The 23,528-nt window shown below is 32.4% G+C and carries 10 protein-coding genes; 9 read left to right on the top strand and 1 reads right to left on the bottom strand.

Features of this window, described 5'->3' with window-relative positions; genetic code table 11:
• Positions 1-39: 39 nt before the first annotated feature.
• From VDP25_RS03800 to VDP25_RS03790, 3 genes are read left to right on the top strand one after another with little or no spacing between them, the layout of a single operon-like run.
• Entirely contained in the window at positions 40-1,464 is a 1,425-nt protein-coding gene (locus VDP25_RS03800) for a CCA tRNA nucleotidyltransferase (protein WP_334467084.1), read from the top strand.
• Between the two features lie 43 nt (positions 1,465-1,507).
• Complete coding sequence (locus tag VDP25_RS03795) at positions 1,508-2,533, top strand: COX15/CtaA family protein (RefSeq protein ID WP_334467081.1); 1,026 nt, start codon at positions 1,508-1,510, stop codon at positions 2,531-2,533.
• A gap of 25 nt (positions 2,534-2,558) precedes the next feature.
• Positions 2,559-3,080: an IS1096 element passenger TnpR family protein gene (locus VDP25_RS03790; RefSeq protein ID WP_334467079.1), complete on the top strand. Its 522-nt coding sequence runs from the start codon at positions 2,559-2,561 to the stop codon at positions 3,078-3,080.
• Positions 3,081-3,093: 13 nt separating this feature from the next.
• Here VDP25_RS03790 and VDP25_RS03785 read toward each other — a convergent pair whose 3' ends face one another.
• Positions 3,094-4,155, bottom strand: coding sequence for a hypothetical protein (locus VDP25_RS03785; protein ID WP_334467078.1), 1,062 nt, complete (start codon positions 4,153-4,155; stop codon positions 3,094-3,096).
• Positions 4,156-4,337: 182 nt separating this feature from the next.
• Here VDP25_RS03785 and VDP25_RS03780 point away from each other — a divergent pair, with 182 nt between their 5' ends.
• The 6 genes from VDP25_RS03780 to VDP25_RS03755 all read left to right on the top strand — a co-directional run bounded on the left by VDP25_RS03780 (position 4,338) and on the right by VDP25_RS03755 (position 23,518).
• Positions 4,338-5,231, top strand: a complete 894-nt coding sequence (locus VDP25_RS03780) for an ABC transporter ATP-binding protein (protein ID WP_215925440.1) — start codon at positions 4,338-4,340, stop codon at positions 5,229-5,231.
• 64 nt (positions 5,232-5,295) lie between these two features.
• A complete protein-coding gene (locus tag VDP25_RS03775) occupies positions 5,296-6,120 on the top strand; it encodes an ABC transporter permease subunit (protein WP_215925441.1) in 825 nt (274 codons plus the stop codon).
• 108 nt (positions 6,121-6,228) lie between these two features.
• Positions 6,229-9,675 (top strand): T9SS type B sorting domain-containing protein, encoded by a 3,447-nt coding sequence (locus VDP25_RS03770; protein ID WP_334467073.1) that lies wholly within the window; start codon positions 6,229-6,231, stop codon positions 9,673-9,675.
• 37 nt (positions 9,676-9,712) lie between these two features.
• Positions 9,713-11,551: a gliding motility-associated C-terminal domain-containing protein gene (locus tag VDP25_RS03765; RefSeq protein WP_334467071.1), complete on the top strand. Its 1,839-nt coding sequence runs from the start codon at positions 9,713-9,715 to the stop codon at positions 11,549-11,551.
• Positions 11,552-12,010: 459 nt separating this feature from the next.
• Positions 12,011-16,852, top strand: coding sequence for a choice-of-anchor L domain-containing protein (locus VDP25_RS03760; RefSeq protein WP_334467069.1), 4,842 nt, complete (start codon positions 12,011-12,013; stop codon positions 16,850-16,852).
• Positions 16,853-17,017: 165 nt separating this feature from the next.
• A complete protein-coding gene (locus VDP25_RS03755; RefSeq protein ID WP_334467066.1) occupies positions 17,018-23,518 on the top strand; it encodes a choice-of-anchor L domain-containing protein in 6,501 nt (2,166 codons plus the stop codon).
• Positions 23,519-23,528 lie beyond the last annotated feature (10 nt).

The following is a 23,528-nucleotide window of genomic DNA, read 5'->3' as shown; positions in this document are numbered from 1 at the left end:
TCAACCTATTTATAGAATTTCTGTTGTTTCAATTAGCTTATGAACCACAAACAAGCGTTAACGCACAATATTTTTAAGTACATTTCAAAATCTGCTAAAGAATTACAGGTAGAAAGTTATGTTATAGGTGGTTTTGTTCGCGATTATCTCCTAGACCGTGGTGATGCTAAAGATATTGATGTCGTAGCTGTTGGAAGTGGTATTGAATTGGCAAAACAAGTAGCAAAAAACCTACCTAACCAACCTAAAGTTCAAGTTTTTAAAACCTACGGAACAGCGATGTTACGCTTTGACGATATTGAAATTGAATTTGTTGGTGCTCGTAAAGAAAGCTATAATGAAGACAGCAGAAATCCAATTGTTGAAAATGGTACTTTAGAAGACGACCAAAATAGACGCGATTTTACGATTAATGCGTTAGCTTTAAGTTTAAATGAAAACAATTTTGGCGAGCTTTTAGATCCGTTTAATGGCCTTGAAGATTTAGATGAAGGTATTATTCGGACCCCCTTAGAACCCAACATTACCTACAGCGACGACCCATTACGTATGATGCGTGCTATTCGTTTTGCAACGCAACTAAATTTTAAAATTGAAGACGCCTCTCTTAAAGCAATTACCGATAATAAAGAGCGTATAAAAATTATTACCAAAGAACGTATTGTTGTTGAACTCAATAAAATTCTAGAAAGTAAAACTCCGTCTATTGGTTTTATTCATTTAGAAAAAACAGGCCTTTTACAATATATTCTTCCTGAACTAACAGCACTTAAAGGTATTGATGAAATTGAAGGTCAACGTCATAAAGATAATTTTTATCACACCTTAGAAGTTGTAGATAATATCGCTAGAACTACAGACAACTTATGGTTGCGTTGGGCTGCGTTATTACACGATATAGGAAAAGCACCAACTAAGAAATTTCACAAAAAAATTGGGTGGACGTTTCATGCGCACGAATTTGTAGGCTCTAAAATGGTTTATAAACTCTTTAAGCGACTAAAAATGCCCTTGAATGATAAAATGAAATTTGTTCAGAAAATGGTATTTATGAGTTCGCGACCAATTGTATTAGCTTCAGATGTAACCGATTCTGCCGTTAGACGTTTGGTGTTTGATGCAGGTGACTATGTTGAAGACTTAATGACACTTTGTGAAGCTGATATCACAACAAAAAATCCTAAAAAGTTTAAAAAATATCACAACAACTTTCAGAAGGTAAGAGATAAAATTATTGAAGTAGAGGAACGCGATCAGGTAAGAAATTTTCAACCACCAGTCTCTGGAGAAGAAATTATGGAAACCTTTAATTTAAAACCGTCTAGAGAAATTGGAATAATTAAAGAAGCAATTAAGGAAGCCATTTTAGAAGGAGAAATTCCTAATGAACATGATGCCGCTTTTGAGTTGATGTTAGAGAAAGGTAAAAAATTAGGACTTGAAGCAGTAAGCAGTAAGCAGTAAGCAGTAAGCAGTAAGCAGTAAAATAATATTAATTCTTGTATTTATGGCTCATCAAACAAAAGAAAACAAAGCAGTTATATATTGGTTATTGACAGGTTGTGTTTTAATCTTTATCATGGTGATTGTTGGTGGTATCACTAGACTGACACATTCGGGCTTATCTATTTCAAACTACAAATTAATTTCTGGTACTATACCTCCAATGAATGAAGTAGAATGGAATGAAGCCTTTGAACTTTACAAACAATACCCTGAATATCAAAAATTACATAACCACTTTGGTTTAGAAGAATTTAAAGACATTTACTTCTGGGAATGGATTCACAGAGTTATTGGACGTTTTATTGGTTTAGTTTTTATCATTCCTTTTATTTATTTCTTAATTAAAAAACGCCTTTCAACATCCACAATAAAAAAATCCGTAATACTTCTTATTTTAGGAGGTTTTCAAGGTTTTCTAGGCTGGTATATGGTAAAATCTGGTTTAGTAGACGAGCCTAACGTCAGTCATTTTAGATTAGCGGCACACTTAACCACAGCATTTTTAACCTTTGCTTACACCTTTTGGGTGGCTTTAGATCTCATGTTCCCTGACAAGAAAGTCATTGATAAAAAATTTAGAAATTTTATAAGAATTGGTTTAGCTGTTCTTATACTTCAAATTATTTATGGAGCTTTTGTGGCAGGTTTAGATGCCGGATGGATTCATAACCACTGGCCTTTAATGAGTGAAGGTAAATGGATTCACGAAACCGTTTTTATTGAACAAACCCCAACTTACCTCAACTTTTTAGAAGGTAAAAGTGGCGTTCAGTTTGTACACAGAACTCTAGCCTATGTTGTGGTAATATTTATTTTAGCTATTTGGTATAAAGCTAATCGTATGCAATTAACTACATGGCAAACAAAAGGTATTAATACGCTTTTAGTAATGGTTGGTGTTCAGTTTTTACTAGGTGTTTTTACATTAATATTAGCCGTTCCTGTATGGCTAGGTGTCTTACATCAAGTAGGTGCATTTATTTTGTTAAGTGCTATGACATTTACCTTACATCGCTTTACGAAATAATTAAAAAATGATTTAACTTTGCAGCATGATTTATAGATTTAGAATTATACTAGATAACGATACCGAAGATGATGTATTCCGCGATATAGAAATCCGCGAAACGGATACCATGGAAGATTTGCATAATGTTATTACACAATCTTTTGGATTTGACGGTATGGAAATGGCTTCATTTTATATGAGTGATGAGCAGTGGAATCAAGGAGAAGAAATTGCGATGATGGATATGAGTGAAGCTGGTAACGAAGTAAAAATGATGAGTACCACCATCATTAAAGATATGATTCATGAAGCATCTACACGCTTAATCTATCTCTACGACTTTATGAATATGTGGACATTTTATGTAGAATTAGGTGAAATTGTTGAAGAAGCAGAAGGAACAGACTACCCAAACTTAATGTATGTTCATGGCCAAATTCCAGATCAAGCACCTGAGAAAACATTTGAAGCCGATGAAGATGAAGATGACCTTTATAATGAGTTTGAAGACGACTTAGATCCTAATGATTACGATAATTTGAATTTTGATGAAAATTGGAATTAAAAAGCTGGTATAATTAAAACCGCTTTAAACTAACATCCTCGTAATTCCGTCTTACAAAATCGAGTGCATTTTTAAGTATTTCCCCCATGTTTTTACTCTTTCTAAAGTTTAAATCCATGGTATAATTATAGATATCTTCTTTAAGCCGTTCTATATGTTTTGGAAGTGAGATTTCATCTGCCTCCATGCAATCTAACAAGGCATTTAAACGCGTATGATAACTTAGCATTCGTTTGGCAACTATAGAACGCTCTTCAACCTTATACTGATCGATTGATTCGTGTTGAATTTTTTGACGCACCAACTCAACCATCTTAAAATTCTCTTTAAAAAACTGAGGTCTATAAATTTTTAGATTACCTTCAAAAGATTGTTGATCAAAATCAATGGCCCTAATTTTAAAAACCACATGGTCAAAATCGTGCGTTGGTACTATCACATAATTATAAGAACGCATATCTCCCAAAAGCCTAATTAAACAACGTTCATTAAACTTTACAAATTCTTTGGCTATTTGTGCTTTCTCTGACGGACTGCAATCTGGCAACATATTTTTTATAAACTCATCACCAGGAATACCTGCAATATGCTCTTCAATTAATGTGTCTTTACATACCAAAAAATTAATTTGATATGGTGATAGCATCTGTTCTAACTCTAGCCCATAAACCCTTGATGCATCTGCTGTTTTAACATAAAAATGAGTAAAATTATCATTGAGAATATTTCTAACTTTAATTCTGAACGGTTTCGAATTTCCAAACGTGCAAAAATCAATCGCATCTACATTCAAATATTTTAAAATCCATGTTCCTCCATCTGAGATTAAACTAGAATAGACTTGTTTTAAACTACTGTCAATTTCTTCGCGCTCAAATTCATTGTAAAATACACGTACCCAAAGCGTATCAACATCATTTTTATCATAAACAACTATTGACCCCTGAAACCGTAATAAATCTGAGTATAAAATAGGTAAATCTATATTTCTTCTATACTTAAACAAATAAGCATCTAGTTTCTCTGAAATAGGATAGGTTGGTTTCTTCTTTGATATTTTTAAATCGTTGCTCATGTGTTAAATTTAAGTGTTTTTAATAAATTTATTGGCACCTATAATGAAGTTATTTTATATAAAACAAAAATAATTGTAACAATTAAAAGTCTTAATCGTCTTACCTTTATAACCAACCAATATCTAATTTGTCACACTAAGCTATTTGAAGTGTCATTTTGATATTTTAAAAATCAATCATTTTGGAGCCAATCCTTACCATCAATAATCTCACAAAAAAATTTGGTCATTTAACAGCTGTGAAAAATTTGAGTTTCACAATTAACAAAGGCAATGTTTATGGCATTTTAGGACCAAATGGAAGTGGTAAATCTACCACATTAGGTATTGTTTTAAATGTCGTAAACAAAACACAAGGCGATTTTCATTGGTTTGATGGCAATACCACTACACACAATGCTTTAAAACAAGTTGGAGCTATTATTGAGCGACCAAACTTTTATCCTTATATGACGGCAGAACAAAACTTAAAGCTCGTTTGTAAAATAAAAGGAGTTGAGCATAGTAAAATAGACGAAAAACTTGAAGTCGTTGGTTTATTAGATAGAAAAAACCATAAGTTTAGAACTTATTCTTTAGGAATGAAACAACGTTTAGCCATTGCTTCTGCCCTACTTAACGATCCTGAAATTTTAATATTAGATGAACCTACTAATGGTTTAGATCCTCAAGGAATTCATCAAATACGTCAAATTATAAAAGAAATTGCAGCTAAAGGCACTACCATTCTTTTAGCTTCGCATCTTTTAGACGAAGTTGAAAAAGTTTGCTCGCATGTGGTTGTTTTACGTAAAGGAGAAAAATTGTATTCTGGTCGTGTAGATGAAATGATTAACAGTCATGGTTTTTTTGAATTAAAAGCCGAAAAACACCAAGAGTTAATAGCCATATTAGAATCACACCCCAACATTGGCAACGTAACAGTAGAGGACGAATTGATTACGGCTTTTTTAAACGAACCAATGTCTGCTTCTGATTTTAATAAATTAATGTTTGAAAAAGGTATTTTTCTATCACATCTTGTAAAACGAAAAGAAAGTTTAGAAGAACAGTTTTTACAATTAACAGACCATTAATAAATCAATCAAAAAAAACAGCACCCTTCTTATCTTTTAAGAAGGATGTAAAACCAACCAATATATGTTACGTCTTATACAACTCGAATTACAAAAACTTTGGCTTAATAAAGCGAGTAGAGTTTTAATAATTATCTCATTTATTTTACCATTTACGGTATTAATTTTGTCTTCAATAAAAATTAACTTCTTTGGTTTTTTTACTTTAGAATTAGGTGAGTTAGGTATTTTTAATTTCCCAATAATTTGGCATATTACAACCTTCTTTGCGGCACAATTCAAATTTTTCTTTGCTATAGTTGTCGTAAGCATGATTGGTAATGAATACAGTAACAAAACGCTCAAACAAAACCTTATTGATGGGCTGAGTAAAAAGGAATTTATACTATCTAAATTTTATACTATTGTATTTTTCTCATTGTGTGCTACGCTATTAATTGGCTTAGCAACATTCTTAATTGGCTTATATTATTCAAGTTATACAGAAGCTTCCATTATTTTTAGAGAAGTAGAATTTTTACTTGCTTATTTTGTAAAACTTGTTGGGTTCTTTAGTTTGTGTTTATTCTTAGGTATGCTATTAAAACGATCTGCATTTGCATTAGGATTCTTATTCCTACTATTTATTACAGAAAGTATTACTTATGGCTTAATGAAATGGAAACTTAATGAAACCGTTGCAGATGGAATTTACAATTTCATGCCTTTACAATCTATGTGGAATTTAATTAACCAACCTATTCAGAGAATTGTAATGACAAAGTTCCCAGAAAAAGCAGACATTATGTATGATTACGCTGTACATTGGTATGAAATAGCTATCGTACTAGGTTGGACTGCCATTTTTATCTTTTTATCATACCGATTATTAAAAAAGAGAGATTTATAATACCTTTGATAGCAATTGCTATAACAAACTCAACACTATACTAGGGCTTTTACAGCTCTAGTTGTTATATAGTATTGATTAGTGTGTTAGCAATACACCAAAGTTATTATGAAAAAGACTCTTTTTATTATCTTCTTACTATGTACAAGCACCCAACTTTTTGCACAAAATGAAGCCTCATTTTGGTATTTTGGAAGAAATGCGGGTTTGCGTTTTGATGCCTCTAGTAATACTGTTACAGCTGTAAATGACGGAGAAATTAATACTTTAGAAGGCTGTACTTCAATATCTGATACTGATGGCAACTTATTATTCTATTCTGACGGTATAACTGTTTGGAACAGTCAGCATGCTATAATGCAAAATGGTACAGGTTTAAAAGGAGACCCATCTAGTACCTCTTCTGGTTTAATTGTACCCAAACCACAAGACCCTAATATTTATTACATTTTTACGGTAGATGAGCCACATCATTTTAACACGTCTAATCCTGCTTTTTCAGGACAAACAGATGGAGATGGTGTAAATGATGGTTTAATGTATACCAAAATAAACATGAATGAAGATGGTGGTTTAGGAGCTGTTGATGCTATTGAGAAAAACGTACCACTTATAACTTATGACCCTACAAATCCATTAGAATCGGAACTTAAATGTTCAGAAAAAATTACAGCCGTAAAAGCAGATGATTGTACCTCTTTTTGGGTAATTACACATTTTGTAGATTCTTTTTATGCCTTTAAGGTTACTGAAAATGGTGTTTCTATTAACGAAAATGGTGTAAATATAGGTCCTGTAATTTCTACATTTGACACTAGTGATGGTGATAATCTTATTGTACCAGCTAGTGGCTATCGCAAAAATGCATTAGGCTATATAAAAGCCTCGCCTGATGGCACTAAATTAGTTGTTGCACATCATGGTTTTGAAGATACGCAAGCGGGAAATGATGCGCCTGGTGGTGTTTATTTATTTGATTTTGATAACGATTCTGGCTTAATCTCTAATCCTTTAGAACTTTACAGTCCTTCTGAAGGCAATAGTCCGTATGGTGTTGAGTTTTCTGCAAATAATAAAAAAGTATATGCCACCATTGGTATAGGAGCTGCCGGTTCTGGATCAAGTGAAATTATGCAATGGGATTTAGATGGCGATAATGACCACATCACCAACTCTAGAGGAACCATTAGTACTCCAAACGCAAATCAATATAGTGCAGCAGCCATTCAACTAGGAATTGATGGAAAAATTTACAGAGCACAATTTGATTTTAATAATCAAAGTAATTCAGGCACATATCTCGGAGTTATTACCAACCCAGAAGCAGATTGGCAAGATGTTATTTACGACGCACAAGGTGTTCTTCTTGATGTCGGCGGACCACCAACAAATAGAAGTCAGATAGGCTTACCTCCTTTTATTCAATCTTTGTTTAATTCTGAAATTGATATTATTCAAAATGGTATTAGCACCTCAGAACTAAAACTTTGTACAGGAGACAACTACACGCTGCAAGCTACCGATATTGTTGGAGCAGATTATGTTTGGTCTTATAATGGCTTAATCATATCTGAAACCTCATCACAATTGTTTGTAGATACTCCTGGATTTTACGAAGTGTATATAGAACCTAATAATGGTGATTGCCCAATAGAAGGAACTGCTGTTGTTGGTATTTTTGATATTCCTGTAGCAAATTCACTTTCAAGAGTAGAGGTTTGTGATGCCACAGATAATGATGGTCTATTTTCTTTCGATTTTACAGATAAGAACTCCGAAGCCCTTTTAACTCAAGACCCCTTACTGTATGAGGTTAGTTATTTTGAAACACTAGCTGATGCCAATTCTGGTGACAATAAAATTGCGTTTCCTTACACCAATATTAGTAATCCACAAAGGATTTTTGTTCGTGTAAATAATATTGAAAACACCAATTGTTACGACATTAACTCCTTTGAGCTTGAAGTCTTTTCAACACCACAAGTCCCCGTATTAAACACTATTGAGATTTGCGATAACCTAGGTGATGAATTAGATGGTATTGCTACAGTAAATTTAGAAGATTTAAAACCAACAATAAGAGGAACACAAGATGAAAATGAAACGAGTATTACGTTTCATACCTCACAAGACGATGCAAATGATAATTTAAACCCTTTACCATTAAGCTATACAAACAGTGATGCTTTTAATGAAACTATCTTTACCCGAATTGAAAATACAGCAAATACAGATTGTTTTACTACAGCTAGTTTTGAATTCGTAGTAAATCCTATTCCTGTTGCAAATAACATTTCTATTTTACAATGTGACGAAGACGGTATTCCTGAAGGCTTTACCACCTTTAATATTAATAATTATTTAGAAGATATTACAGATGACATCTCAAATAATAGCATTGAATTTTATTTATCGTTATTAGATGCCGAAAATCAAGAAAATGAAATAAATGGTGATGCTTTCAATAATTTCTTCAATCCTCAAATCATATATGCAAGAGTAACAAATACAGATTCTGCCTGTTATAATTATAGTGAAATTTCTTTAGAAGTAAGCACCACTTCGTCTAACAACGCAAGCATAGCATTGTGTGATACAGATGGTACTGAAAATGGTTTTATGACCTTTGACTTAACAGAAACCAATGACATCATTTTAGCCAATACACCTAGTGGTTTAGATGTAATTTATTACGAAACCTATGAAGATGCTTTAGTAGAAACAAATCCTATTGGGACTACATTTACCAATACCATTCCGTATAACCAAACAATTTACGGACGTGTAGAAAACGCAAGCGCATGTTATGGCATAAGCGAAATTGAACTCACTGTTTTAGAGTTACCCAATATTGAAACAACATTTGAAACACTATATTGTTTAAACTCATTCCCTGAAACACTTGTATTAAATGGTGGAGTTATAAGTGATTCTCCAAGTAACTATTATTACGAATGGTCTACAGGTGAAAATACTACAGAAATAGAAATTAACACTCCAGGCACCTACAACGTAAGAGTAACAAACACCAACGGTTGCTTTAAAGACCGAACCATTACCGTGTTACCATCTAATATCGCAACAGTTTTAAATATTGAAGTCATTGATGCTACACAAAACAATTCAATTTCAGTATTTGTGACAGGTGAAGGAGATTACGAATATGCATTAGATGATATTTATGGTCCTTACCAAGACTCTAACACATTTAGTAATGTGCAACCAGGATTATACACCGTTTACGTACGCGATAAAAACGAATGTGGTATTGTAGAAGATTTAATTTCGGTTATAGGTTTCCCTAAATTTTTCACACCTAATGATGATTATGACAATAATTATTGGCAAGTTCGTGGGATTACGGAAGAGTTTCAGGCCAATTCAACAATCTATATTTTTGATAGATACGGTAAGCTACTAAAAGAACTCGATCCCTTAAGTATTGGTTGGGATGGCAGGTATAACGGTGAAAATATGCCTACTAACGATTACTGGTTTAAAGTAACTTTAGAAGATGGCAGAACCTTTACTAGTCATTTTACTTTGAAACGGTAATTTAATTATTGTATTTTAGTCCTACCAATCTAATACCTTGAAAAGCACATATTATATATTATACTTATTTCTATTAAGTATATCATTTCCATTAGTTGCACAAGATATTTCATTATTTCAGCAATTCAATGGTAGATATGATTATACGGCTATTGGTAATACGCTAAATCCAAGCGAAAATAATACGTCTTCGTTTTGTAGTATTTTAGACACATCTAGTGCAACACTAGCTTTAGACCCTAATTTTACGGTTGTTAAAGCCTACCTTTATTGGGCAGGATCTGGACTTGGAGATACAGAAGTAACTTTAAATGACACAGCAATTATTGCAGACCATACCTATAATGTGTTTTACGATGATACAACTTTTGGTGAACTTAGTTACTTCTCATGCTATGCCGATATCACAGAACAAATTATAACTGAAGGTAATGTAAACTATCAATTTGCTAATGCAGATATTAATACTTCAATTTTATCAAATCCTGGGTATTGCGGAAACAGAACCAATTTTGGTGGTTGGAGCATTTATGTCATATATGAAGACAATACCCTTCCTTTAAATCAAATTAGTTTATTTCAAGGTCTAGAAATTATTAGTAGAAATGTCCCCGAACTAGATATGACATTATCAGATATTAATGTTTTAGATAATGATGGAGCAAGAATAGGTTTTCTAGCGTGGGAAGGAGATAACGCTTTAAATTATGGCGAATCACTTTCTATTAATAATAATTTAATTTCTAATCCTCCATTAAATCTTGCCAACAATGCTTTTAATGGCACTAATACATTTACCAATTCTAACACTTTTTTCAATGGAGATTTAGATGTTTATAGCATAGAAAACAATATTGCTATTGGAGACACTTCTGTTTCTATTAAACTTACTACTGGTGATTATGATACAAATGGTATATTTCAAGCCGACCTCATTATTATCAATAATATCATCACTGTTCTCAATAGTCAGTTACCAGATGCTACAATTACCTTAGATAATTATTTCGTCTATTGTAATGATTTTAATATTGAAGTCAATTATACCGTAAACAACTTTAACTCTACAGACATTTTACCTGCTAATACTCCTATAGCTTTTTATAGTGATGGTCTACTTATTGGTGAAAGCCAAACTATAAATGATATCGCAATAAATGCTAGTGAAAGTAATTCCATTATGCTTAATATTCCTGAAAGCACAAATCCTAATGTAAACATTTTAGCAATCGTAGATGATGACGGTGCATTAAATGGAATTGTTACTGAAACTAATGAAAATAACAATAGTACATTTATTGATATTGAATTGCTGCTCATTCCTGAAATAACAATTCTCCCTAGTCTTTTAGGATGTAATGAGGGTTTTAAAAAATCTACTTATAATTTATATGAGGCACTTGATACTTTAAGTTATACTGAAGAAAATGTAGCTTTTTACCACTCTTTAGAAGATTTAGAAACAGAATCTAACCCTATATTAATACCTAGTAACTATACTAATACGTCAAACCCTCAAACAATTTACATGCGTATGGTAAGTCTGCCCTGTTATGAAATTTTTCAGTTTAATTTAAACACCGAAAACTGTCCACCTTTTATACCTCAAGGCTTTTCACCTAATAACGACATGCATAACGATTGGTTTAATATTCAAGGCTTATACGATATATTTACAGAACACAACTTAAAAATATATAACCGCTACGGAGTTCTTATTTATGAAGGTAACAATAGTAACCCTTGGTTTGGAAAGATAAATAGAGGTCTTAATAATATAGGTAATAAAGTGCCTGTTGGCACCTATTTCTACCTCTTAAACTTGAATGATTCTAACTACCAACCGTTTATGGGTTGGGTCTATGTAAACTACTAAAATGTGCCTTTTTTTAATTTGTTAAAGTTTTAGCCCTTTCGTCTTATTTTTTTGCAATAACGAATTACTTCATTTAATTTTATATCCGTTAACAAGTTTCACTGTTAATTCCCTCTTCATTTTATTAATATTTCCCTCGATAATAGTACTTAAATTAAAAGTCTATAAGTTAGATTTTTTAATTAGGTAAAATCATAGTCATAAGAGTTTCGGGTTAAGCTACTTCTAATACATTACGGTTAGAATTTTTTAATTCAATTTGGGAAGAAGGGCCTCTTTAGAGGCCTTTCTTATTTTTAAAAGTAAGTTTATACGTACAAAATGTTAACATTTTGTGTATTTCAACGTATTTTATTGCATTTCGACTTTTTTAACTTTACATTTCGCCCATATTAAAGTACGTGTTAGCGTTAGCCCCAAATCTACCCTACACTAAAAATTTAAACTCAACCGAAACTAATGACTTATTTTAACCGCTCCCTCTGCTTATTTATAGGCTTAATTTGTAGTTTTTCATTTGCACAACAAGTTACCGTAAATAATTCAGTTTCACCCCAAGACTTAATACAAAACACACTAATTCAAGGCTGTGTAGAAGTCTCAAATATTTCATCACCCTCAAACGGATCGTCTATTGGCATAGGCAGTTTTGGATATTTTGAACGCGCTGCTTCAAATTTCCCTTTCGAAAACGGAATTGTTTTAACCACAGGTAATGCCAACTCAGCCGGTAATGGACAAAACAATACCATATTAAACGAAGGAGATGCTACCTGGCTCACAGACAGTGACCTTGAAACAGCTTTAGGTATCTCAGGAACAGTAAATGCAACATCTATAGAATTTGAATTTACTTCTATTTCAAATCAAATACAATTTAATTATATCCTCGCTTCTGAAGAATACTTTGGAAACTTTCCATGTGAATATTCTGATGGATTCGCCTTTTTAATTAAAGAAGCTGGAACGAGTGACCCTTATACCAATATTGCTTTAATACCAGGTACAACAATTCCTGTAAATACAAATACAGTTCACGATGAAATTGTAGGCTTTTGTCCTGCTTCAAACGAAGAATATTTTCAAGGTTATAACCTTGGTGACACAAATTATAATGGTAGAACAACTGTACTCTCTGCAACAGCTACTATTCAACCTAATGTGCAATATCAAATCAAACTGGTAATTGCTGATCAAAATGATAAAAATTATGATTCAGCTGTATTTATTGAAGGTAATAGTTTTGATGCTTCTGTAGATTTAGGTGAAGATTTTACAACATGTGCCACTAGTACTGTACTAGATGGAAATATAGATAACATAAACGCAACATATTCTTGGTATTTAGATGATGCTTTAATTCCTTCAGAAAACCAATCGACATTAACAGCGTCACAATCAGGAAATTATAGAGTAGAAATTGAACTTCCTTTAGCAGGAAGCTCTTGTGTTATCGAAGATGAAATTAATATCACTTTAAGTTCTACACAAACATCAGATCCTATTACAGACTATCTCTTATGTGATGATTTAAATGGCGATGGTATTGAAACATTTGACTTATCTAATAAAGATGCAGAAGTATTGGCTTCTGTACCTGCTTCTAGTTATACCATTTCATATCATTACACCAACTCAGATGCTGTTAGTAATAGTAACGCTATAACAAATCCTATTCAAAATACAGGAAACCCACAAGCCATTCATGTAAGAATTGAAGATACTATTAATGGTTGTTTAGCATTTTCTACGTTTAACTTAATCGTTAATAGTTTACCTATAATAACGGACCCATCGCCTTTAGAGGTTTGTGATGATCAAATAGCAGACGGAAGTACTGCAATGGACTTAAATTTTCTTAAAGATAACGAAATTACTCTTGGACAAACTAATCTTGTAGTAACTTATCACAGCTCTGCAAGTGATGCTGCTATTGGTATTAACGCTTACCCAATGCCTTATACCAACACTAACCCAACTGAGCAATTATTTGTTAGTGTTCAAAACCCTGAAACAGGCTGTATTAGAACAACAACATTAGATATAAGTGTTATAGAGAGTCCTATAATTAATATGGAACCTCATCTTATAGATGCCTGTGACGCAGATCATGATGGTTTTGCTAATTTTGATTTAACATCAATTATTCCTGATGTATTAGAAGGCATAACAGGTGTTAATGTAACATTTCATGTTTCTTCAGAAGACGCACTTTCTGGTGCTAACCCTATTGCAAATGATACAAACTATCAAAATATTATTAGTGAAGAACAAATCGTATATATTAGAGTAGAAAATGGAACTTCTGGCTGTGCTTCTGTTACTCCTATTGAACTCCATACTAATTTACTTTTGACTGCCACAAATATTAGAGATGTCACCTTATGTGATATTAGTGATGACGGTACAGAAGAATTTGATTTTGAAAACATTGAAGTAGGTATTGTTAATGATTTAGAAGATGTTGAAGTTGTTTTTTACGAAACTGAATCAGACAGAGATAATCAAATCAATCCTATTGATAAAAGCGTTGTCTATAACTCACAAAGCAACCCACAAACAATATATATAACTTTAGAAAGTCCAACTTGTTTTGAAGTCGCTGAATTTAATTTAATATTATTCCCTATCGTAACTTTTGAATCTGTTGTAAGCCTAATTGTTTGTGACACAGACCAAGACGGATTAACAACAACAGATTTATCAAGTTTAAATGCAGACGTTACCAATGGACAAGAAGGTTTTGGAGTAACTTACTTTTTAACAGAACAAGATGCGATTGATAATACAAATCCATTACCTAACTTATATACAAACTTAACCAATCCGTTTACCTTATTCCCAAGAATTACATTTACTCAAACAGGATGTTACGACTATAACTCTTTTGAGGTTACTGTATTACCAGCACCCGAAAGCGAAAAACCTTTAGATATCATTATTTGTGATGCAGATAGAGATGGTTTTTCTCCTATTAATTTAAATAACAGTATTCCTAACTCAATTTTAGCAACACCTAATAGATCTGTTACTTTTCACAATAGTCTAAGTGATGCACAATTAGATGAAAACCCAATAACTGACTTGTTTAATTATTCAGCACAAACAGAAATTGTTTATATGCGTGTTGAAAACACAAACACGGGTTGTTATTCTATAGAAGAGTTAGATATTATAGTAAACAAATTACCTTTTGTTGGAGATTTATCTAACTATGTTAACGAATATAATTTTTGTGAAGATAACTCAGATGGTATAGGAGAATTTATTTTCCAAAACAAAGATACAGAAGCCTTAAGTGGGCAAATTGGAAAAGAAGTGTCTTATTATCTAAGTCAAGCAGATGCAGATAATAAAACAAATGCCATAGACAAAACAAGTGTTTACGAAAACATTAGTAATCCACAAGAAATCTATGTAAGAATTGATAATATTACAGATGAATCTTGTTATACAACATCTTCTTTTACTATTGAAGTTGGTACCAATCCTGAATACAATGAACCTACAGATATATTTGTATGTGATGACAGTACTGTTGATGGTTCAGTAACATTCGATTTTTCAAGTAAAATTGATGAAGTGTCTGCTGGTATTCCAGATATACAAACTGTAAAATTCTTCACATCGGAAGAAGACGCTATAAATAACATTAATGAAATTCCACTAGTATTTGCAAATACAGTAAATCCGCAACAAATATATGTACAAATAGATAATGGTACTATTTGCCAGTCTATTACATCATTTGTTGTTAATGTAATTAGCACTCCAAATGTTTCAACTACAGATCCTATAATAGAATGTGATGATGATACAGATGGCTCACTTCAATTTGATTTAACAAGTGCAGAAGATAATATTTTAGATATTAGACAGGAAGATCTTCTTATTAACTACTATGAGAATTTTGAAGATGCAGAAGCGAATGCTAATGAAATTAGTAATCCTGAAAGCTATACAAACACCTCTAACCCGCAAACAGTTTACATTAAAGTAACTAATACTATATCTAACTGTTATACAACGCAACCTATAGAGTTAATAGTAAATCAACCTCCACTTATTAATGATTTTGAAGAATACATTATATGTGCTAATGATACCAATAGTGTAGATTTAACAGAGATCAATGAGATTGCTACTGACGTTAATTATAATGTACTATTTAGTTATTTTTCTAATGAAGCAGATGCTATTGCCAATACAAATGCTTTAGACACAAATTATACTTATCAGACAGATTATGACACTTTATTTGTAAGAACAGAATATAGCACTACGCATTGTTCAACCTATTATCAATTTAATTTAAAAGTACAGCCTTTACCAATTGCTAATCAAGCAAGTGATTTAATAGATTGTGATGATGACTTTGATGGTATTTTGGAATTCGATTTATCACAACAAAATGCTAGTATCTTAGGTGGTCAAGATCCTAATTTATTTACAGTAACTTATCATAATACCGAACTTAAAGCCAAAGAAAACAATTTTGCTTTAGACACCAATTATATGGCTTATGATGGTGAAGTAATTTACACACGTGTAGAAAACAATACTACAGGTTGTTATAGTATTGGTCAATTTTCTATCATAGTAAACCCACTTCCTATTATAGATATTAGAGATCAAGTAATTTGTTTAGATAGTGGGCCATTATTAGTTTCTGCAAATACTAATTACCCTACAGATACTTATTTATGGTCAACTGGAGAAACTACACCAGAAATTGAAATCACAAATGTTGGTAGTTATTGGGTAAAAGTAACCTCAGAATTTGGTTGCGAAAACACACGTTATTTTGGTGTTTCTGAATCTGAATCTGCAACTATTGAAACCACTGAAATTATTGATTTTTCAGATCCCAATAATATTACAGTAACTATTAGCGGAATTGGTGATTACCTATACCAATTAGACGATTTAGACCCTCAAGAATCTAATGTTTTTGACAATGTACCTATGGGTTATCATACTGTAACTATTATAGACCTAAATGGTTGTTCTAATGTTACTAAAGAAGTCTTGGTTGTTGATATTCCAAAATTCTTTACACCTAACAATGATGGCACTAATGACACTTGGCATATCGTAGGAATAGAAACTTTACCTGGTACAACTATTAGTGTTTTTGACCGCTATGGTAAACTTATCACCCAATTGAGTTCTAACACGCCTGGTTGGAATGGTAACTATAATGGTGAAAAAATGCCTACAAATGATTATTGGTATGTAGCAGATGTACAGCGTGGCTCTATTGCATTTCAAGTTAAAGGACATTTCACCCTAAAACGATAAATTTTCAAAAAAATAATTTAAACAATTGTCATTCATCCAATTAAACAAGTAACTTACCTTAAAAAATCCCCAATACTGGGGATTTTTAATTACTTTTTCTTCACCTAAATTGCTTTCAATTAAATTTTGCTCATTTTGCTAGGGCATATTTCTCAAAATATTGCAATGAAATTAAAGTATACCCTAACCATCTTTATTTGTTTAATTAGTATTATTCCTTTCTATGCTCAACAAATAACCACAGACGATTCACTACCCTTAGAGCAACTTATTCAACAAAACTTAGGACAAAATTGTGTTGAAATTTCAAATATTTCAACCAATGTAAACGGAGGTTTAAATGGCATCAATAGTTATGGCTATTTTGAACGTAGCAATTCTAGTTTTCCATTTGAAAATGGCATCTTATTAACTACAGGAAATGTAAATTCCGCAGGAAATGTACTTAATACAAACCCCTTAAATGAAGGAGATGAATCTTGGGGAACTGACACTGATTTAGAAAATGCCTTAGGTATAAATGAAACCTTAAATGCGACTTCTGTACAATTTAACTTTGTGTCTGTCGCTAATCAAATTCAGTTCAATTATATTTTAGCGTCCGAAGAGTACCAACAAGAATATCCTTGTTTTTATTCTGATGGATTTGCTTTTTTAATAAAAGAAGCGGGTTCTTCTGATCCATTTACAAATATTGCTGTAATTCCTGGCACCTCAATACCTGTAAATACCAACACCATACATCCTATAATTCCGGGATCTTGTGCTGCCGAAAACGAAACCTTTTTTGAAGGCTACAACGTTGGAGATACAAATTATAACGGTCGTACAGTTGTACTTTCTGCTACTGCTACAATTCTACCAAATGTAGAGTATGAAATAAAACTTATTATAGCAGATCAAGATGATCAAAATTTTGATTCAGCAGTGTTTATTGAAGGGAATAGTTTTAATGCCAATGTAAATTTAGGTCCTGATATTAGCACTTGTGGAGATTCTGTAACTTTAAATGGTGATATTCAAAACTCACAAGCCACATATCAATGGTTTCAAAATAATATTCCTATAACAGGTGAAAACGATCCTATTTTACAAGCGGTTTCTTCAGGAACTTACAAAGTTGAAATTACCATTCAGCTCAATGAAACCTCTTGTGTTATTGAAGATACAGTAGAAATTACACTAGATTCTGAACAGGCTTCAACTCAAATTTCAGATTATATTCTTTGTGATGATAATGGTGATGGTATAGAAGATTTTGATCTCACTACAAAAAACAATGAGGTACTAGCATCTGTACCTCCATCCAACTATGATATAAGCTATCATTATACACTTGAAGATTCTGAAAATGGTGTCAACCCAATTATTGGCACAATACAAAATACAACTTCACCTCAAGCTATTTTTGTCCTCATAGAAGATACAATAAACGGATGTTTGGCTTTTTCTACATTTAATCTTGTTGTCAATGAAAAACCCGAATATGTAGAACCAGATACCATAATAGCCTGTGCAGATCCCACATTAGATGGCTATACGTTTGTGGATTTGAACATTGCAAATGATCAGATTTTAAATGGTGCAAATGATTTATACATTTCTTATCATTACTCCCAACCCGAAGCAGATTTAGGTTATAACCCTATTCTTTCACCTTATGCAAATTTTAACACAAATCAAACTCTATATGTTAGAATTTACAATGCAGAAACAGGTTGTTATTCTACAACATCAATTGCTATAGAATTTCAAGATAGTCCACCGATTAACTTAAACGATCAGTGGATTAACGCTTGTGAGCAAGACGAAGATGGCTTTGAAGATTTTGATTTAACTAGTGTTATCGATAATGTTTTACAAGGAGTTACAGGCTTAGACGTTAGTTACCACACCACGTTTTACGATGCTCACAACAATTTAAACCCAATACCTGATCCTGAAAACTATCAAAATACAACACCTGTTTTTCAATTAATTTATATACGTGTTTTAGATCCTACCACAGGTTGTTATACGGTTACCAATCTTGAATTGCATGCTAATATTATTCAAACAGGGATATCCAATGAAGCCGTTATAGTTTGTGATGACGAATCTAATGATGGTATCGCTGATTTTGACCTAAATGACGTTGAAACAGATCTTGCTGATGGTTATGACGAATTTGAAATCACCTTTTTTGAAACTGAAAATGACAGAGAAAATGCTATAAATGTTTTAAATAAAACCGTCCCTTTTAATGTTACAGATAATGGCACAATAATATATGCAACTGTTGTAGACGGCGAGTGTATAGAATATGTAGATGTTGTACTACAAATTTCTCCAGCAATAGTTTTAACACCTCAAAGTACAGATTATTGTGATGAAGACAATGATGGGTTTACCACTTTAATTATGGAAACTTTTAATAGTGTTGCTGCTCAAGGTGTACCAGCTGTAAATGTAAAATATTATATTACAGAGGAAGACGCTATAAACAATGAAAATATACTTCCTAATTATTATTACAACACATCTAATCCGCAATTATTTCATATAAGAGTTACCAATTCACAAACAGGATGCTATGACATTTCTACCCTAGAAGTCAACGTTGTTAGTGCTCCAACTATCATGTACCCTGAGTCTATAATTGTTTGCGACGACGATAACGATGGTATTTCTACCGTAGATTTAGTTTCTAAAATACCAGAAATCACAAGCACAACGGCTGGTTTTAACATTACATTTTACAATGATTATAGTTTTGCGATTGCAGGAGAAAATGAAATTGCTAATCCTGCCAATTACACAACCTCAACAGAGTACATTTATGCAAGAGTAGAAAATGAAACAACAGGCTGTTATAGTCTTTCAGGATTTTATGTCTACATTAATACGATACCACAATTTATACCAATTACAAATTTCGAAAATTGCGAAGCAGATATTAGTGGTGTTGCTGACTTTTATTTTTATTTAAAAGATGCTGAAATACTAAACGGACAACCCAACAAACAAGTCTTATATTTTGAAACGGAGGCTGATGCTATTGCAGGTATTAATGCTATTGATAAATATTCCGTTTACCAAAATACTACTAGCGCTCAAATTATATATGTTAGAGTAGAAAACTTATCCGATCCAGATTGTTTTGGCACTTCTTCATTTCAGTTAGAAGTGGGATCAATTCCTATTTTTAATCCTGCTGAAACAATTACCCTTTGTGATGATATTAGTAATGATGGTTTTGTAACCGTTGATCTTAATGAAACCATTGCAGAAATGATAGCGAATAGTCCAGAAACTTTAACTATTACATTTCACCCTTCAGAATTTGACGCAAATAACAACCTTAATGCAGTGCCTTTAATTTATACCAATTCTACAAACCCACAACAGCTTTTTGCTAGAGTAGATAATGGTAATTATTGTAAAGGAATTAATGCTTTTGAAATTAATATCATTTCTGCTCCTGTTGTATATCCTTCAACACCTATTGAACGTTGTGACGATAACCATGATGGGATTTTAACTTGGGATATTACAATTGCAGAAGAAGACATATTAGATGTAAGACAAGATAATATAGTCGTTTCTTATTTTGAAACTATTGAAGATTTAGAAGTCGATTTAAATCCTATTTTAGATCCTGAAAACTATACCAATATCACAAATCCGCAAACTGTTTATATAAAAGTAAATAACACTATTAGCAACTGTTTTGTAACTGTTCCTTTAGATTTAATTATTAATTTACCGCCACCAATTAATGACTTTGAAATCGTTGAAATATGTGATAATCCCACGTCTAGTTTTGACTTACTATCAGTAAACCATATGATTGTAGATGATACAACAGGTATTGTATTTAGCTATCATAATACAAATGCAGACGCTATTGCGAATATAAACCCAATAGACACTAATTATATATATACGGCAGCATCTCATAATATTGTTGTACGATTAGCTTACAGTACAACCGGTTGTTACATTACTTATCCTTTTGAACTTGTGATTAACCCATTACCTATCGCAAATCAACCTAATGATATTGAAACTTGTGATGACACTTCTAACGACACCTTTGAAGTTTTTAATTTAACTGCACAAAACAGTACAATTCTTCAAGGGCAAAACTCAACTGTATTTATAGTCAGTTACCATAATTCTATAGAAGATGCTGAAAATGGAGAAAACGCATTACCAGAAGATTACAATGCTCAAAACAATGAAACCATTTTTGCTAGAGTCACAAACATAGATACAGGATGTTTTTCTATAACCAATTTTAATGCCATCGTATATCCTGCTCCTTCAAGTGCAACTCCAATAACTATTTGCGACACAAATTATGATGGTATAAACACCTTTAATCTTACAACGGCAGAATCTGATTTATTTCCCACAATACCAAGTAACATTTCAATTTCTTATTTTGAAACACTAGACGATTTAGAAGCAAACACAAATCAAATTTCGTCTCCAACAAATTACACCAACCTCAGCAATCCACAAACCTTATACATTAGAGTTTTTAACAATGCTGCTAATTGCTACACAACAGTTCCATTAGAAATAAACACTAATTTACCACCACCAATCAATGATTTTGAAGTGTTTGAAATTTGCGATAACCCAACAAATAATTTTGACCTCTCTGAAGTAGAATTCGCCATTATAAATCCTGAAACGCAAGCCTTACTTTCATATTTTGAAACTTATAATAATGCAGAAAACAATACGAGTCCATTAGCTACAAACTACACATTCCAAAGCATAAACGACAATATTTTTATTCGTGTAGAAGATCCTAATACAGGTTGTTTTTATGTTTATGACTTTATCCTTCAGGTTAATCCACTTCCTATTGCTAATCAACCCAACGACATTGAAGCTTGTGATGACGACTCTAATGATGGGCTAGCTTCTTTTGATCTGGAATTGCAAACCAATACTGTTTTAGGAACGCAAAACTCTAATGATTTTACAGTAACCTACCACCTTAATACTGAAAATGCAGAAAGTGGTGATAATGCTATAGGACCTTTATATACAGGATTAAATGAACAATTAATTATTGTAAGAATTGAAAATAATGAAACAGGTTGCTTTAGTTTAACTGATTTTACTTTAATTGTAAATCCACATCCTAATATACCAGAACCACTTATAGCCTGCGACAATAATTATGATGCTGTGACAACTTTTGATTTAACACTGGCTGAAACTGATTTATTTTCAACATCAAACCCTGATAATAATATCTCTTATTTTAAAACATTTGACGATTTACAAACTGATAGCAACCCTATTTTAAATCCTGAAAATTATTCTAACATTAGCAATCCACAAACCGTTTTTATAAAAATCTACAATACAACAGCCCTTTGCTACACTTATGTTCCTCTAGAATTAAATGTAAATCTGCCACCAGCAACTAATGCTATCAATGTATTTGACATTTGTGAAAACGACACTAACAGTTTCGACTTAACCACTCTAAATCAAGAGATTTCAAACAACAATTTTAATGTGCTTTTTAGTTATTTCGCTTCTGAAATTGACGCTAATGCTAATGAAAATGAATTAGACACTAATTATAGTTATACAAGTACAAATGATACTATATATGCGCGTGTAGAATTCAGCACCACACATTGTTTTTATGTTTTCCCAATTGAGCTACGTGTAAACCCACTACCTATAGCCAATCAACCACCAAATCTCACTACATGTGACGATGATTTTGATGGACATTTTAATTTCAATTTAAACCAACAAACAGCCATTATTTTAGGCAATCAAAATTCAAATAATTACAGTATTACTTATTATAACAATACTGTAGATGCCGAAGAAGGACTAAATTATATCAACAGCGCATCTTATAATGGGTATAACAACGAAATTATCACAGCTCGCATAGAAAACAATTTAACAGGCTGTTATAGTTTTATTGATTTTTCATTAATTGTAAACCGCAAACCTTATGTCAATATTCCAGATCAGGTTGTTTGTATAGACAACTTACCTTTAACGGTTTCTGCAGAAACGTCTAATACCACTGACACCTATTTATGGTCTACAAACCAAACAAGTCCTGAAATTGAAATCACAGAAATTGGCACCTATTCTGTTACTGTAACTTCAGAATATAACTGTCAAACAACAAGTGTTTTTAATGTTATTGAATCTGAATCAGCAACAATAGAACTTGCTGAAACTGTTGACTTTTCAGACCCAAATAATATTACAATAACCATTACAGGGATTGGTAATTACCTTTATATTTTAGACGACGGCCTCCCTCAAGAGTCTAATGTTTTTGAAAATGTGGCTTTAGGGTATCATACGGTAACCATAATTGATTTAAATGGTTGTGCAGAAGTAACTAAAGAAGTGGTCGTTGTAGATGCTCCTCCATTTTTTACTCCTAATGGTGATGCACAAAATCCAACCTGGCATATTGTTGGTATTGAAACTTTGCCAGGAAGTATTATTTATATCTTTGACCGTTATGGTAAACTCTTAAAACAACTGAGCTCTCATACTCAAGGTTGGGATGGCACATATAATGGTTACAATATGCCTGCCAGTGATTATTGGTTTTTAGCAGAAATAAAACAAGGTAATGTTGCTTTTGAAGTGAAAGGTCATTTTACATTACGTCGTTAAGTTACGACCT

Origin of the sequence: Winogradskyella sp. ECml5-4 (assembly GCF_036903175.1) — a bacterium.
Lineage (GTDB): Bacteria > Bacteroidota > Bacteroidia > Flavobacteriales > Flavobacteriaceae > Winogradskyella > Winogradskyella damuponensis.
Note: the sequence above shows the minus strand (reverse complement) of the source record. Positions and strands in the feature narration are given on the sequence as shown.